Annotated in this window: 12 protein-coding genes; 4 read left to right on the forward strand and 8 right to left on the reverse strand. The window is 63.8% G+C overall.

The features are described 5' to 3' along the window. The 5 genes from V7Q81_RS10395 to V7Q81_RS10415 form a co-directional block, all read right to left on the reverse strand. Positions 1–333: nucleotide-binding protein (locus tag V7Q81_RS10395; protein WP_333842890.1), on the reverse strand; the 333-nt coding region annotated here is incomplete at its 3' end. Between the two features lie 187 nt (positions 334–520). Next, positions 521–1,744 (reverse strand): argininosuccinate synthase, encoded by a 1,224-nt coding sequence (locus V7Q81_RS10400; protein WP_333842892.1) that lies wholly within the window; start codon positions 1,742–1,744, stop codon positions 521–523. After that, positions 1,741–2,670, reverse strand: a complete 930-nt coding sequence (gene argF, locus V7Q81_RS10405) for an ornithine carbamoyltransferase (protein WP_333842894.1) — start codon at positions 2,668–2,670, stop codon at positions 1,741–1,743. Before argF ends, V7Q81_RS10400 begins: the two co-directional genes overlap by 4 nt. Positions 2,671–2,675: 5 nt before the next feature. After that, positions 2,676–3,872 (reverse strand): aspartate aminotransferase family protein, encoded by a 1,197-nt coding sequence (locus V7Q81_RS10410; protein WP_333842896.1) that lies wholly within the window; start codon positions 3,870–3,872, stop codon positions 2,676–2,678. Between the two features lie 180 nt (positions 3,873–4,052). Continuing rightward, positions 4,053–6,032, reverse strand: coding sequence for an aminotransferase class I/II-fold pyridoxal phosphate-dependent enzyme (locus V7Q81_RS10415; RefSeq protein WP_333842898.1), 1,980 nt, complete (start codon positions 6,030–6,032; stop codon positions 4,053–4,055). 130 nt (positions 6,033–6,162) lie between these two features. Here V7Q81_RS10415 and V7Q81_RS10420 point away from each other — a divergent pair, with 130 nt between their 5' ends. Further along, positions 6,163–7,674, forward strand: a complete 1,512-nt coding sequence (locus V7Q81_RS10420; protein WP_442954807.1) for an NfeD family protein — start codon at positions 6,163–6,165, stop codon at positions 7,672–7,674. Positions 7,675–7,693: 19 nt separating this feature from the next. After that, entirely contained in the window at positions 7,694–8,479 is a 786-nt protein-coding gene (locus V7Q81_RS10425) for a slipin family protein (protein WP_333842902.1), read from the forward strand. Positions 8,480–8,560: 81 nt separating this feature from the next. Here V7Q81_RS10425 and rpsT read toward each other — a convergent pair whose 3' ends face one another. Then, complete coding sequence (rpsT, locus tag V7Q81_RS10430) at positions 8,561–8,824, reverse strand: 30S ribosomal protein S20 (RefSeq protein WP_333842905.1); 264 nt, start codon at positions 8,822–8,824, stop codon at positions 8,561–8,563. A 186-nt stretch (positions 8,825–9,010) separates the two neighbouring features. On the opposite strand from rpsT, the gene murJ reads away from it, so the two are divergent. Then, the gene (murJ, locus tag V7Q81_RS10435; RefSeq protein WP_333842907.1) at positions 9,011–10,546 is read left to right on the forward strand and encodes a murein biosynthesis integral membrane protein MurJ; all 1,536 of its coding nucleotides are present in this window, start codon (positions 9,011–9,013) and stop codon (positions 10,544–10,546) included. Between the two features lie 24 nt (positions 10,547–10,570). Here murJ and V7Q81_RS10440 read toward each other — a convergent pair whose 3' ends face one another. Then, the gene (locus V7Q81_RS10440) at positions 10,571–11,995 is read right to left on the reverse strand and encodes a malonyl-CoA decarboxylase (RefSeq protein WP_333842909.1); all 1,425 of its coding nucleotides are present in this window, start codon (positions 11,993–11,995) and stop codon (positions 10,571–10,573) included. A 163-nt stretch (positions 11,996–12,158) separates the two neighbouring features. Beyond that, positions 12,159–13,100: an HTH-type transcriptional regulator CysB gene (cysB, locus tag V7Q81_RS10445; protein WP_333842911.1), complete on the reverse strand. Its 942-nt coding sequence runs from the start codon at positions 13,098–13,100 to the stop codon at positions 12,159–12,161. A gap of 231 nt (positions 13,101–13,331) precedes the next feature. Here cysB and cobA point away from each other — a divergent pair, with 231 nt between their 5' ends. Then, positions 13,332–14,093, forward strand: a complete 762-nt coding sequence (gene cobA, locus V7Q81_RS10450) for a uroporphyrinogen-III C-methyltransferase (protein ID WP_333842913.1) — start codon at positions 13,332–13,334, stop codon at positions 14,091–14,093. Positions 14,094–14,105: the final 12 nt, after the last annotated feature.

Here is a 14,105-nt window from a genome sequence, read left to right on the forward strand (position 1 = left end):
GAGCTTGACGATCCTTTTCGCCAAGTCGCTGCCGACCCCAACCCGCACGGTAACGGCCTGCCTGACCTTGTTGCCGCCGGCAGCCTCTACTTTTCCACGCTCCAGGCAACGCACGTCGACACCCCGTTTGGCCAGCTTGGCGAGGAGGATGTCGTTCACCTGTCCCAGCTTGAACTCGTCATCGGCATAAAGGGTGAGCTGATACTCCGCCAACTCCACCCGGGCGTCCGAGCCCTTGAAATCGAAGCGGGTGGAAATCTCCTTGTTCGCCTGATCCACTGCGTTGCGTAGCTCTTGCTTGTCCACCTGCGAGACGATGTCGAACGAAGGCATGGCCGGCGTCCTCGACTAAGCGACTATCCCGGATAACCATAAAGGCGCAGAAAAGAAAAACGGCGATTCCCGTGCGAAGGACCGAAAGCGCGAAAGATCGAACCCAACTGCCGTTTCTCTGCACTGCCCTTTCTAGCGCCCTTTGCACCTCGGGCATTGTTTCTGCTTCGCGCCTCGGGTGGTTGGCTCATCTTCTATTTCTATTCTTCAGCTTCGCTGCGATACGCATCCGCAGCGCGTTCAGCCGGATGAAGCCGGCCGCGTCAGCCTGGTTGTAGGCGCCCCGGTCTTCCTCGAAAGTGGCGATGGCGGGATCGAAAAGGGAGTCCGTGTCGGAGCCCCGCCCCACCACCATCACGTTGCCTTTGTAGAGCTTCAGGCGCACCCAGCCGTTGACGCTCGCTTGGGAAGCGTCGATCAGCTCCTGGAGCATTTGCCGCTCGGGGCTAAACCAGTAACCGTTGTAGATCAGGGAAGCGTACCGGGGCATGAGCTCGTCTTTCAAGTGCGCCACCTCGCGGTCCAGGGTAAGGGACTCCATGGCCCGGTGGGCCTTGAGCAGGATGGTACCCCCCGGAGTTTCGTAGCAGCCCCGGGACTTCATTCCCACGTAGCGGTTCTCCACCAGATCGAGCCGTCCGATCCCGTGCTTCGCTCCCAGGCGGTTCAAGGTGGCGAGCACCTGGGCGGGGCTTAGCTTGCGGCCGTTCACCGCCACGCAGTCGCCGCGGCGGAACTCGAGCTTTACGTACTCCGGCTTGTTGGGGGCCCGCTCCGGCGCCACGGTCCAGCGCCACATGGACTCCTCCGGCTCCTTCGCCGGGTCCTCCAGAATACGCCCCTCGTAGGAGATGTGCAGCAGGTTGGCGTCCATGCTATAGGGGGAGCCGCCTTTTTTCTTCATCTCCACCGGGATGCCGTGTTTCCTGGCGTAGGCCACGAGTTTCTCCCGGGAGGTGAGATCCCATTCCCGCCACGGCGCGATCACCCGGATGTCGGGCGCCAGGGCATAGTAGCCCAGCTCGAAGCGCACCTGGTCGTTGCCTTTGCCGGTGGCGCCGTGGGCCACCGCGTCCGCCCGGCTCTTGCGCGCGATCTCGATCTGGCGTTTGGCGATCAGCGGCCGGGCGATGGAAGTGCCGAGCAGGTATTCCCCTTCGTACACGGCATTCGCCCGAAACATGGGAAACACGAAATCTCGGGCGAATTCCTCCTTGAGATCCTCGATGTAGATCTCTTTGACGCCGAGCATCTTGGCCTTGGCCCTGGCTGGCGCCAGCTCCTCCCCCTGGCCGATGTCGGCGGTGAAGGTCACCACTTCACAGCCGTAGCGCTCCTGCAGCCACTTGAGGATCACCGACGTGTCCAGGCCGCCCGAATAGGCAAGTACGACTTTCTTCACTGTGCTCATTTTGATTCGTCTTTGATCTCGCCGAGGAGCAGATACTCCATCAGCGCCTTTTGGGTGTGCAATCTGTTCTCCGCTTCGTCCCATACTACGCTCTGGGGACCGTCGATCACCTCCGCGGTCACCTCCTCGCCCCGGTGGGCCGGCAGGCAGTGCATGAAAAGCGCATCGGGCTTGGCGAGCCGCATCATCTGGGCATCTACCCGCCAGCGCTCGAAAGCGCGGCGGCGCGCCTCGTCCTCCGCCTCGAAACCCATGCTGGTCCAGACGTCCGTGGTCACCAGGTCTGCGCCGCGGGCGGCGTCCATGGGGTCAGGGAAATGTTCATAGTGGCTCAGCTCGTCGATTCCGGCCCGCTCCGGTTCCACCCCATAACCCGGAGGGCTGGACACCTGCAGTTTGAAATCGAAAATAGCCGCCGCCTGCAGCCAGGTATAGCAGACGTTGTTGGCATCGCCGATCCAGGCTACCGTCCTGCCTTCGATGGGGCCTCGATGCTCGATGAAGGTGTAGATGTCCGCCATGATCTGGCACGGGTGGTATTGATTGGTGAGGCCGTTGATGACCGGCACTCGGGAGTGGGCAGCGAAACGCTCTACGGTCGCCTGCTCGAAAGTGCGGATCATCACCAGGTCCACCATGCGCGACACTACCTGGGCCATGTCCTCCACCGGCTCGCCTCGCCCTAGCTGGGTATCCCGGGTATTGAGATAGATGGCCGCGCCGCCAAGCTGGTGCATCCCTGCCTCGAACGACAGGCGCGTGCGGGTCGACTGCTTCTCGAAGATCATCGCCAGCGTGCGGTCGGTCAAGGTCTGGTGGGGTTGGTAGCGTTTGAACTTCTCCTTGATGTAGCGGGTGCGGCGGAACAGATACTCGAATTCCCCGCGAGTAAAATCCTTGAGCTGGAGAAAGTGCTTTGCCGGCATCTTACTTAGCTCGCGGCCTCGCGCGCCTCGTCCCGAAGAAACTCAGTCACCACGGCCACCACTGTGTCCACCACCTGCTGGGCCTGGGTCCGGTCGATGACCAGGGGCGGAAGCAATCGGATCACGCTGTCCAGGGTAACGTTGATCAGCACACCCGCTGCCAGCGCCCGCTCTACCAGCTCTTTGCATGGGCGCTTGAGCTCGATGCCGATCATAAGCCCTTGACCCCGCACCTCCACAACGCCGGGAACTCCGCCAAGGCGCTCCCTGAAGGCCTGGAGCATGTAGTGCCCCATGCTCGCCGCATTGGCGAGCAAGCCTTCTTCCTCCATGACCGCCAGGGTAGTGAGCGCCGCGGTGCAGGCGAGGGGCCCGCCGCCGAAGGTGGAGCCGTGGGTGCCTGGCTTGAACACCTGTGCTGCGGCGCCCCGGGCAAGGCAAGCACCCACGGGAAAGCCGGAGCCCAGCCCCTTTGCCAGGGTCATCACGTCGGGATGCATGCGGGTGTGCTGGAAAGCGAACCAGCGCCCGGTGCGGCCGATGCCGCACTGGACTTCGTCCAACATGAGGAGCCAGCCAAACCGGTCGCAAACAGCCCGCAGCCGTTCCAGGTACGTGGCCTCCGGCACCTGCACTCCGCCCTCTCCTTGGAACGGCTCCACCAGCACTGCCACGACGTCGCGGTTGTGCTCCCCCACCTGTTCCACCGCCCGTACATCGTTGTACGGCACTCGCGCAAATCCGCCCAGCAGAGGCTCGAACCCAGCCTGGACTTTGCGGTTGCCGGTCGCGGTCAGGGTGGCCATGGTGCGCCCGTGAAACGCCCGCTCCATGACGATAATGGTGGGCGTTTCAATGCCCCGCCGGTGGCCGTAGAGACGCGCCAGCTTAATGGCCGCCTCGTTGGCCTCAGCCCCAGAATTGCAAAAAAAAGCATTGTCCATCCCGGAGAGGGAGCACAGGCGCGCAGCCAGCTCTTCCTGCAGCGGGATGCGATACAAGTTGGAGGTGTGGATCAGCGTCTGGGCCTGCCGGCACAGAGCCTCGGCCAGTCTGGGATGGGCATGGCCGATACCGCACACTGCTACGCCCGCCACCGCGTCCAGATAGCGTCGTCCTTCCGCGTCCCATAGCCAGACGCCCTCCCCGCGGGTAAACGCTACGGGGAGCCGAGCATAGGTGTCCATCAGGTATTGCGACATCGCCGTACCAAAAAAGCAAATGCACACGGAAGCTGCCGCCGCCGTGTGCCCGAATCGCACAATTTGCCATATTGTGGCGACAAGGCAATCGCGGTGCAAGGGTCTCCCCCGGGCGCCGCCTCCTCCGGTGCACGCCCGAAGTGCCGGGAGGGGAAAGCCAGCTGAGCTGCCTGGAGCACGTCAGCGGCGGATCCGGCGCAAGCCCTTCTCTTCGCTGCCGGTGAGCACCCGAACGCAGGGCAGGTAGCCGTCGTAGACGATGCCGTGCAGCTCCACCCTTTTCGGCGAGCGCAGCAACCCCACCAGGTACTGGACGATGTCCTGGGTGATCACCTGCCCCGGGACCAGGACCGGGATGCCGGGCGGATAAGGCACGATCTGGTCGCAGGACACCCGGCCCGCGAGCCCTCCGTTCACTCGGTCCTTCTCGTCCAACAGCGGCGCGATCTCCCCGCCGCAGTAGAAAGCGTCCCGCGGCAGATACTTGAGCTGAGTGAAGCGGGGAATGTCCGGCGTCTGGTACAGCCGTTGGGGCGAACGCCCTTCCCGGGCAATGCGCATCAGCGCGTCGTAGAGCCGAGAGCACTTGCTGCGGGTCGTGCCAATAGTGAGCAGCAGTGTCAGGGTGTTAAAAGTGGATTTCTCCACCTGGATGTTATAGCGATCGAACAGCTCCCGCTGCAGCTCCTCCACTGTGAGGCCGCAGCGGGAAATGTCCACCGTAACCTTGGTCGGATCGAGCCTCACGTTGTCGTTCTTCACTTCCTCGGGCAGCAGATCGTCCAGCTCCAGCACCCGGAATACGCCGGTGGAATTGATCTGCTCCCGCAGCTCCGCAGCCAGCTCCAGCGTGCGCTTGAGCAGCTTGTAGCCTTCCATCACCGCTTGCTTGCGCGCTACGTCCAGGCTGGCGATCATGGCGTACTGGGGGCTCGTGGAGGTATGCATATTGAAATTCTCCCGGAACAGGTGCTCGTTGAAGTCCGGGTCGTTGACGTGGATCATGCTGGCCTGGGAGAAGGCAGAAAGCACCTTGTGGGTGGACTGGGTGGCGTAATCCGCCCCCGCTTCGAGGGCCGTGGGCCGCAAGGAGGGATGAAAGCGAGCGTGGCCGTACCATGCCTCGTCGATGATCACCTTGATGTTGTGGGCGTGGGCCGCTTCCACGATAGGCGCCAGGTCGTAGCGCAGCCCGTCGTAAGTGCATGAGGTGAGGATCATGGCCTGCGCATCCGGATGCTCCTCGATCGCCTTCAGGATGGTCTTCTTGGGCACCGGCCCGTAAACCCCATATTTCTTGTTGACCGAGGAATCCATGTAGATTGGATGAGCGCCGGACAACACCACGCCGTGATGCACGGATTTGTGGCAATTGCGATCGAGGAGCAGTTTCTCTCCCGGCGCGAGCAAGGTCTGGAAAATCACTTTGTTGGCGGTGGAGGTGCCGTTGGTGGCGAAGAAGGTGCGCCGGGCTCCGAACGCTTTGGCCGCCATCTCCTGGGCGTCGCGGATCACACCGGTGGGCTCCATCAGGGAGTCCAGCATGGGCACCGACACCGAGAGGTCGGCGTCGAAGATGTGCTCGCCCATGAACTCGTAGAAATCGTTGACCCAGGGACTGCCGCGCAGGGAATCGCCTGAGGAATGGCCGGGGGTATGCCAGGCGTCTTTGGCCATGAGCACGTAGCTCTTGAGCTGGTCGTAGAAGGGCGTGCGCGCCTTTTCCTGAATCTGGGCGGAGAGGATACGGTACCAGCCGTTGTAGTCCCGTTCTTCGCGATAGAAATAGCCATCCACCGCCTCGCTGAACAGGGCGTCCACCACCTCGTCCTCCTGCTCTTGGGAAATGAGGATGTAGACGTCCAGCTCGGGCCGGAAGCGGGTAATGCGCTGCACCAGCTCCAGCGCCGACATCTGCAGTGAGCGCTGGCCGTTGGACTCGGCCTTGAGGGTGTAGAGCCGGTCGTCCACCACCACCGCCTGGATGTCCCCGTCCTCCTCGATCTGGCGCAGGGCTTCGAGGGCGGTGGTGACGCCGACGAACGTCAGGCCGTAGGGATTTTCCAGGGTGCGGGCGGCCGCGTTGAGGCCCTTGATGATTTCCTTAAGGACTAGGTTCTCGTCGTTGATCACCAGGACGCGGCTAACCGGCTTTTTCATAGGGTGGGAACCCCCCGGGTTGCAAAAATGGGCCTTTATGCGCCAAAACTCGGGCGAGTGCAACCCCTCCCCTTCGCGGGGGGCAGCCTGCAACCAAAATCGTTATACTTGAATCCAAAAGATTAAGAGATTGCCCAGGCAGCGCAGGGATCCCCCTGGCGCCCGGCCAGGAGACCGCACCGGATTGACTTTCCCGCCCATGCGAACCCGTCTTGCCTTGCTGCTGCCCCTCCTGCTGGGGGTGCTGGCGTGGATTGCCGGCGCCGCCCCCAAGGAAAAGCCCGAGGCCACTCCAGAAAAGAAAGCCCGATCTCCCGTGGTGGTCATGTCCTTCCAGGGGCCCATCGGCCCGGCCATCGCCGACTACGTCTCCCGCGGGCTCGGCTTCGCTCAGCGGGAAGGGGCGGAGCTGGTGGTGCTCCAAATGGACACCCCCGGGGGCTTAGATACTTCCATGCGCCAGATCATCAAGGACATCCTGGCCTCTCCTGTTCCGGTGGCGGTCTTCGTCGGCCCCCGGGGTGCCCGCGCCGCCAGCGCCGGGACCTATATCCTCTATGCGAGCCATATCGCCGCCATGGCCCCGGGCACCAACCTGGGCGCCGCAACCCCGGTACAGATCGGCGGCGTGCCAGAACCCCAGAAACCCGAGCAGCCGGCCGGTGAAAAGGATAAGGAGACCAAGGGGGAGAAAAAAGAGGGGAAGGCCGACGATAAGGGCCAAAAGAGCGAAAAGCCCCCTTCTTCGGTCGATGCCATGCGGGCCAAACAGATCCACGACGCCGCCGCCTACATCCGCGGCCTCGCCCAGCTGCGGGGCCGCAACGTGGAGTGGGCGGAGAAAGCGGTCCGTGAGGCCGTGAGCCTGTCGGCGGAGGAGGCGGCCAAAATCAACGTGATCGATCTGGTGGCCGAGGACCTCACCGATCTGGTCAAGAAGCTGCACGGGCGGACGGTGGAAGCCGGAGGACACAAGCGCGTCTTGCAGCTCGCCCAAGCGCCGCGCCTGGAGTATCTGCCGGACTGGCGCACCAAGCTGCTGGCCGTCATCACCGATCCGAGCGTCGCCTATATCCTGATGCTGATCGGCATCTACGGCCTGTTTTTCGAGTTTTCCAATCCCGGTTTCGTGCTGCCCGGGGTGGTGGGCGCCATCTGCTTGCTGCTCGCTCTGTTTGCGTTTCAGCTCTTGCCGATCAACTATGCTGGCCTGGCCTTAATCCTGCTCGGGCTCGCCTTCATGATCGGGGAGGCCTTTCTGCCCAGTTTCGGCGTGCTGGGCATCGGAGGGCTGATAGCTTTCGTGATCGGCTCCATCATGCTGATCGACACCGAGGTGCCGGGCTATGGCATCCCCTGGGAACTCATCGGGATCTTCACCGTCATCAGCGCCGCGTTCCTGGCCATCGTGCTCAGCATGGCGTTACGGGCCCGCAAGCGACCGGTAGTAAGCGGCGCCGAGGAAATGGTGGGCGCCATGGGCGAGATGCTGGAAGACGCCCCGGGCGGGGAAGGACTGGCGCGAGTGCACAGCGAGATCTGGCGGGTGCGGGCGGCGCAGCCGTTGCGCCGCGGCCAGCGGGTGCGCGTCACGGCCATGAGGGATCTGGTGCTCGACGTGGTACCGGTGGATTCCAACTGACGAAGGGAGGAAAGAGACAATGCCTTTGTTTCCGGAAATCGGTTTAGGCGGCTTTCTGATTCTTCTTGCCGTGCTGGTCGTCGCCTCGTTCCGCATCCTGCGGGAGTACGAGCGAGGCGTGGTCTTCATGCTGGGACGGTTCTGGAAAGTGAAGGGTCCAGGCCTCATCCTGGTGATCCCCGGCATCCAGCAAATGGTGCGGGTGGACCTGCGCACGGTAACCATGGACGTGCCCAGCCAGGACGTGATCTCCCGCGACAACGTCTCCGTCAAGGTCAACGCGGTCATCTACTTCCGGGTGGTGGACCCGCAAAAGGCCATCATCCAGGTGGAAAACTTCCTGGTGGCCACCAGTCAGCTCGCCCAGACGACGCTGCGGGCGGTGCTCGGCAAGCATGAGCTGGACGAGATGCTGGCCGAGCGGGAGAAGCTCAACGTGGACATCCAGCAGACCCTGGACGTGCAGACGGACGCCTGGGGGGTGAAGGTATCGAACGTAGAGATCAAGCACGTGGATCTGAACGAGTCCATGGTGCGGGCCATAGCCCGTCAGGCGGAAGCCGAGCGGGAACGGCGGGCCAAGATTATTCACGCCGAAGGCGAGCTACAGGCTGCCGAGAAGCTGCTCCAGGCCGCCCAGATGCTGGCACGCCAGCCGGAGGCGATGCAACTTCGATACATGCAAACCTTGACCCAGATCGCAGGCGACAAGTCCCACACCATCGTGTTCCCGCTGCCAGTGGACATCATCTCCCTCGTGACCGAGACACTGAAGCGCAATCGGGAACAACGCCCCCTCGCCTAGCTTCACTTTTGCCCGCCCCCAAAAAGCGCGCGGCCCGGGGTCTACGGGCCGCGCGCGTCTGACCTTTGATCCGCGGGCAGCTCAAGCCATGGCTTTGATGGCGTGGGCCAGCCGGCTCTTGTATCGGGCCACGGTGTTCTTGTGGACGATATCCTTGTCCGCGATCCGGTCCACCGTGCTCATACACTGGCGAAACTGGGCTTCGGCGGCGGCTTTGTCCCCCCCCTGGATGGCCTTGCGGACCTTCTTGATGGCGGTGCGAAACTCGGAGCGCAGGGACATATTGCGCAGGCGCCGCCGCACGGCTTGGCGGGCCCGTTTGCGCGCTTGTGCGGTATTGGCCATAGGAAAAAAGCTAAGGTCCTGTCGAGAAGGGGCGAATGATAAGGAAAACGGCTCTCTTTGGCAAGGCGCGGGAAAGGCCCTACGGGATGAGCCGGAAAACGGAGCACCTTCCGCCCTCGCTCGGGCGGCCTCTCTAGATTATTATCGCGCGAGCCTTTCGCCCCGGCCCAGGGCCCCAATGCCTCCATGAATCTTCTGCGCGCCGTCGCCACCGTAAGCAGCATGACGCTGCTCTCTCGGATCCTCGGCTTTGTACGGGACGTGGTCATCGCCCGCGTATTCGGGGCAGGGCTTGCCACCGACGCCTTTTTCGTGGCCTTCCGCATTCCCAATCTGCTGCGGCGTCTCTTCGCCGAGGGAGCATTTTCTCAAGCCTTCGTTCCGGTACTGGCCGAGTACCGCAATCGCCATGGCCATCAGGCGACCCGGGAGCTGGTGGACCGGGTAGCGGCAGCACTCGGTCTCGCCCTGGCGGTAGTGATCCTGTTGGGCGTGATCGCCGCCCCCTTCATCATTTACGTGAGCGCCCCCGGCTTCTCGGCCACGCCAGAGCGTTTCGAGCTGACCGTACAGCTGCTGCGCATCACATTCCCCTATATCGGCTTCATCTCCCTCACGGCGCTCGCCGCCGGCATCCTCAATACCTACAGTCGCTTTTCGGTGCCCGCCTTCACGCCGGTGCTGCTCAACCTCTCCTTCATCGCCGGCGCCCTGTGGCTCGCCCCGCTCCTTGACCCCCCCGTTCTGGCCTTGGCTTGGGCGGTGTTCATCGGTGGGCTGGCTCAACTTCTGTTTCAGATTCCCTTCCTGGTCCGGCTCGATCTGCTCCCCCGCTTCCGCTGGCGTGCGCACGATCCCGGCGTCCGGCGCATCCTGGGCCTCATGGCGCCGGCGCTTTTTGGCGTTTCCATCAGCCAGCTGAGCCTCCTCATCAACACCATCTTCGCCTCATTCTTGGTCACAGGCAGCGTCTCCTGGCTCTACTACGCCGATCGGTTGATGGAGTTCCCCACGGGACTGTTGGGCGTTGCCCTCGGTACGGTGCTGCTGCCGAGCTTGTCCAGGCACCATGCTGACCACAATCCCGAGGAATATTCTCGACTCCTCGACTGGGGATTGCGCCTCACCATGATCCTCACGCTGCCCGCCGCCCTCGCCCTGGCCGTGCTCTCGGTGCCTCTGATCGCTACCCTGTTCCATCACGGCCAGTTCGGTGCAGAAGACGTCTGGATGACCCGGCAGGCCCTCCTCGCCTACAGCGTGGGCCTGACCGGCCTCATCCTGGTCAAGGTGCTAGCTCCGGGCTTCTACGCCCGCCAAGACATTCGCACGCCGGTGCGCGCCGCCGTGATGACTTTGTTCGCTACCCAGGCCATGAACCTGGCCTTCATCTTTCCCCTGAAGCACGCGGGACTGGCCCTGGCGATCAGCCTGGGCGCCTGTTTGAACGCAGCGCTCTTGTACCGGCGGCTGCGCCAGCAGGGCATCTACCGGCCCGCAGCGGGCTGGGGGCGGTTTCTCGTCAAGATCGCCGCGGCCCTTACGGTCATGGCGGCCGTGCTGTGGTTTGGCGCAGGGCCCGAGGCCGCGTGGCTTGCCACCTCCGCAATGCAGCGCGCCGCCCGGCTGGCGGCTGTCATTGCCGCCGGGGCAGCCGCCTATTTCGCCGTGCTATGGCTCCTCGGGGTGCGGCTGGCCGATTTTTACCGGCGGGCGGCTTGAGCCGGCGGGTAACAAGACACGCCGTCAAGCGGCCCTCGCCTGCTTGAGCAGGCTCCGGACGACGCTGGAGACCACCACGTCGCCGCTGCGGGCGTAGCGCTCGTGGTTGTCCTCGATGTCCTTCAAATCGTAGAGATAGTTCACCATGATCCCCAAGGATTGCTTGAGCCCCTTGGGGGAAACGTCGGCCATCCAGTTGATACGCTCTAGGCGCGCCCCGTTGCCCAGGTGAAAGCGCGCCACGGGATCCATCGGGCGGTTGCCCTCCTTGGCTTCCACCAGGTAGCGGGCGCACAGGCGGATGAGGGGTCCCCGCAAAGCCTCCCGGGCCGGCGCTGAGTGCACCCATTCGTTGCCGGACAAGAGCTTGCGCAACCCCACCTCCGGGTCCGACTCGCCGCTCGCCTCCGCAATGCGCTTCGCCTCTGGGGTTGCAAGAACCGGCTCGGACTTGTCCAGAAGCACCGCCAGCCAGCGGCGGAAGAAAGGTACAGGCGACAGGGTGGCGAAGGTCTTCAGGTTGGGTAGCTCCTCCTTGAGGTCGTCGATGACCCGCTTCAGCAGGAAGTGGCCGAAACTCACCCCCCGCAGCCCGGGCTGAGTATTGGAAATGGAATAGAACACGGCGGTGTCCGCCTTGCGGGGATCGGCGGCGGGCGCCTGCTCGTCTAGGAGGGTGTGGATGCTAGTCGCGATGCGCCGCACCAGCGCCACCTCGACGAAGATCAGGGGCTCATCAGGCATGCGGGGATGGAAAAAGGCGTAGCAGCGGCGGTCTCCGTCCAGCCGGTGCCGCAGATCGCTCCAGGAGCGGATCTCGTGGACCGCCTCGTAGGCGAACAATTTCTCTAGCAGCATCGCGGGAGACTCCCAGGTGATGCGACGCAGGTCCAGGAAGCCCACGTCGAACCAGCTCGCCAGCAAACCCTCCAGTTCCCGGTCCAGGACGGAGAGCTCTGGCGCCTCCCGCAGCATGCGCAGCACGTCAGCCCGCAAGTCCACGAGAAATTTCACTCCCTGGGGGAGGGCATTGAACTGGGTGAAGATGCGAAGCCGAGGCGACTGCAGCGCCTCTGCCAGCCGGGCGACGGCCAACGTTCGGCCGCCCTCGGGCGCGCGCCGGTACGCGTCGATGGCCCTGTCCACCGCCGCCAAGTCGGGACCGAACTCCCGCGCAAGGAGTTGTAGAAACGTCCGCCGTCCCGGATCAGGAAGAGCAAGATAGGTCTCCCCGATCTCAGCTGCCCGGGCCCGAGCCGAGACCTGCCCCCCCACTTCCTGGACGCACTCGGTGAGGGTATGGCGCAAGCGCGCGAGCTGGCGCGGGCTCAGATGGCCGGCGCCGTCCGCCTCCTCGTTGCTGCGGGCCGAAGAAGCGAGCTCCCGCCACAGCTCCCGCAGGCCTTTCCAGCCCCGCGCCAGAAATCCTGAACGCTCGACCTCTTCCACGACTGCTCCGTCATCTCGGACCGACGCCCCTCTATTCCGGTCGGCGGCGGTCGGACCCGTTTCATCAACTCAAGCAACGCCCATGCCCGCCAGGAAGACCCGGAAAAGCACCCCGGGGTTCCCGCAAGGCGCGGATCGAACCCCAAGGCCCAACGTCCCAGGCTCAAAGCTGGTAGTCGCTGCCGCGTCCGGCCAGGGTAGCCTCCACCACCCGCCGCGACAGATGGGGCGCAAAGAGGTGGATAAAGTCATAGATATAGCCCCGCAGATACGCCCCCCGTCGCAGGGCGATGCGGGTCACGCTCGACTCAAACAGATGGCTTGCATCAAGAGCCTTGAGACCCTTGTCCTCCCGGGGATCATAGGCCATGCGGGCGACGATGCCGATACCCAGGCCCAGCTTCACGTAGGTTTTGATCACGTCCGCATCAATGGCGGTCAGCACCACATTTGGCTTCAAGCCCCGTTGCTCAAAAGCCCGTTGGATCTGGGAGCGCCCAGTAAAGGCGAAGTCGTAGGTGATGAGGGGAAAGCGGGCGATCGCCTCCAGGGTGAGCGTCGGTTCCTTGAGCAGGGGGTGACGGGGTGGCGTCACCACGCAGTGATTCCATTGGTAGCAGGGCAGCGTCACCAGCTTCTCGTAGAGGGCAAGGGACTCGGTAGCGATCGCCAGATCCGCTTCCGCAGCCATGACGGCCTCGGCGATCTGCTGGGGATTGCCCTGCCTGAGGCTCAACCGGACCTGAGGGTACTGGGCGCGGAATTCTTGGATCACCGGCGGGAGCGCATAGCGGGCCTGGGTATGGGTGGTGGCGATCACCAGATTGCCGCTCGCTTGGGCGCTATATTCCTCGCCCACCCGCTTCAGATTTTCCACTTCGTCGAGAATGCGGCGGGCGATGACGAGGGCCGCCTCCCCGGGCGGGGTGATCTCCGTGATGCGCTTGCCCCTGCGCACGAAGAGGCGCACACCCAATTCTTCCTCCAGCATCCGGATCTGCTTGCTAATGCCAGGCTGGGAGGTGTAGAGGGCGTTGGCCGCCTCGGAGACGTTCAGGCCTTGCCTAGCCACCTCGCAGAAATACCGCAGCTGCTGTAATTTCATGGCGCGTTAAATACCATTAAGTTATTAAAGTCTAACATATTATTCTTTATGAGCATTAAAGCACCTGCTATCATGCTGTCGATCCGTGGCCGGTGACTTGTACTGCCTGTTCGAGGAGCGATAACCGAAGCCAAGCATCAGCCGACAGGGAGTTATAGCAACGCCGAAGAACGAAAGAGCACGCCAGTGCAAGAGAGCTCGCTCCCGCGCGGCGACCCAAGGCCGGGAACAATGGGCGGCAAAGTCTATTTCGTGGGGGCCGGGCCAGGGGCTCCCGACCTGATCACGATGCGCGGGGCGCGTCTTCTCGCCCAGGCGGACGTCGTTTTCCATGACGCCCTGGTCCACCCGGACCTCCTGGCACTGGCGCCCCAGGCGAGAATCGTGAACGTGGGCAAGCGCCACAACGGCGCAGCTGTGGACCAACGCTTCATCCACCGCAGCCTCGCCCAGGCGGCACGCCGCTGGGCGACGGTCGTCCGCCTCAAAGGAGGGGATCCGACCCTTTTCGGTCGGCTGCAGGAGGAAATCGAGGCCCTTGAGGCCGAGGCGATCCCGTACGAGGTGGTGCCCGGGGTCACCGCGGCCACCGCAGCCGCCGCGACCCTGGGCGTCTCCCTCACCCGGCGGGGATCCGGTCGCAGCGTGGCCCTCGTAACGCCCCGAGTTGGCTGCGGGGAAGCGCCCACCGACTGGGCCGCAGGGGCGGCCGGGGCGGACACCCTGGCCGTCTACATGGGGGCAAGCCAAGTGGCCCAGGTCGCAGCTACCCTCATCGCCCAGGGAAAGCCCCCCTCCACGCCAGCCGTCCTCGTGGAAAACGCGACCGTGGCGGGCGAACGCCATCTCCTGACCAACCTCGGAGCCCTTTTGGGGGGCTGTCCTCTGCAAACCCAAGGCCCGGTCCTGATCTTGGCAGGCCGGGCAGCCGAAGCCTTTGCCGCCCGCACGCTCCCAGCGGAAACTGTCTCCATTCCCGCCCCCCTCTTCTAAGAAGGCAAGCCC

Source organism: Pelomicrobium sp., from assembly GCF_036803785.1.
Taxonomy (GTDB): Bacteria; Pseudomonadota; Gammaproteobacteria; order Burkholderiales; family UBA6910; genus Pelomicrobium.

Bases quoted from the DNA above. Each gene is read 5' to 3' on its own strand.
- V7Q81_RS10400 (WP_333842892.1), bottom strand. From the start codon at position 1,744: ATGAGCACAGTGAAGAAAGTCGTACTTGCCTATTCGGGCGGCCTGGAC.
- argF (WP_333842894.1), bottom strand. From the start codon at position 2,670: ATGCCGGCAAAGCACTTTCTCCAGCTCAAGGATTTTACTCGCGGGGAA.
- V7Q81_RS10410 (WP_333842896.1), bottom strand. From the start codon at position 3,872: ATGTCGCAATACCTGATGGACACCTATGCTCGGCTCCCCGTAGCGTTT.
- V7Q81_RS10415 (WP_333842898.1), bottom strand. From the start codon at position 6,032: ATGAAAAAGCCGGTTAGCCGCGTCCTGGTGATCAACGACGAGAACCTA.
- V7Q81_RS10425 (WP_333842902.1), top strand. From the start codon at position 7,694: ATGCCTTTGTTTCCGGAAATCGGTTTAGGCGGCTTTCTGATTCTTCTT.
- rpsT (WP_333842905.1), bottom strand. From the start codon at position 8,824: ATGGCCAATACCGCACAAGCGCGCAAACGGGCCCGCCAAGCCGTGCGG.
- murJ (WP_333842907.1), top strand. From the start codon at position 9,011: ATGAATCTTCTGCGCGCCGTCGCCACCGTAAGCAGCATGACGCTGCTC.
- cysB (WP_333842911.1), bottom strand. From the start codon at position 13,100: ATGAAATTACAGCAGCTGCGGTATTTCTGCGAGGTGGCTAGGCAAGGC.
- cobA (WP_333842913.1), top strand. From the start codon at position 13,332: ATGGGCGGCAAAGTCTATTTCGTGGGGGCCGGGCCAGGGGCTCCCGAC.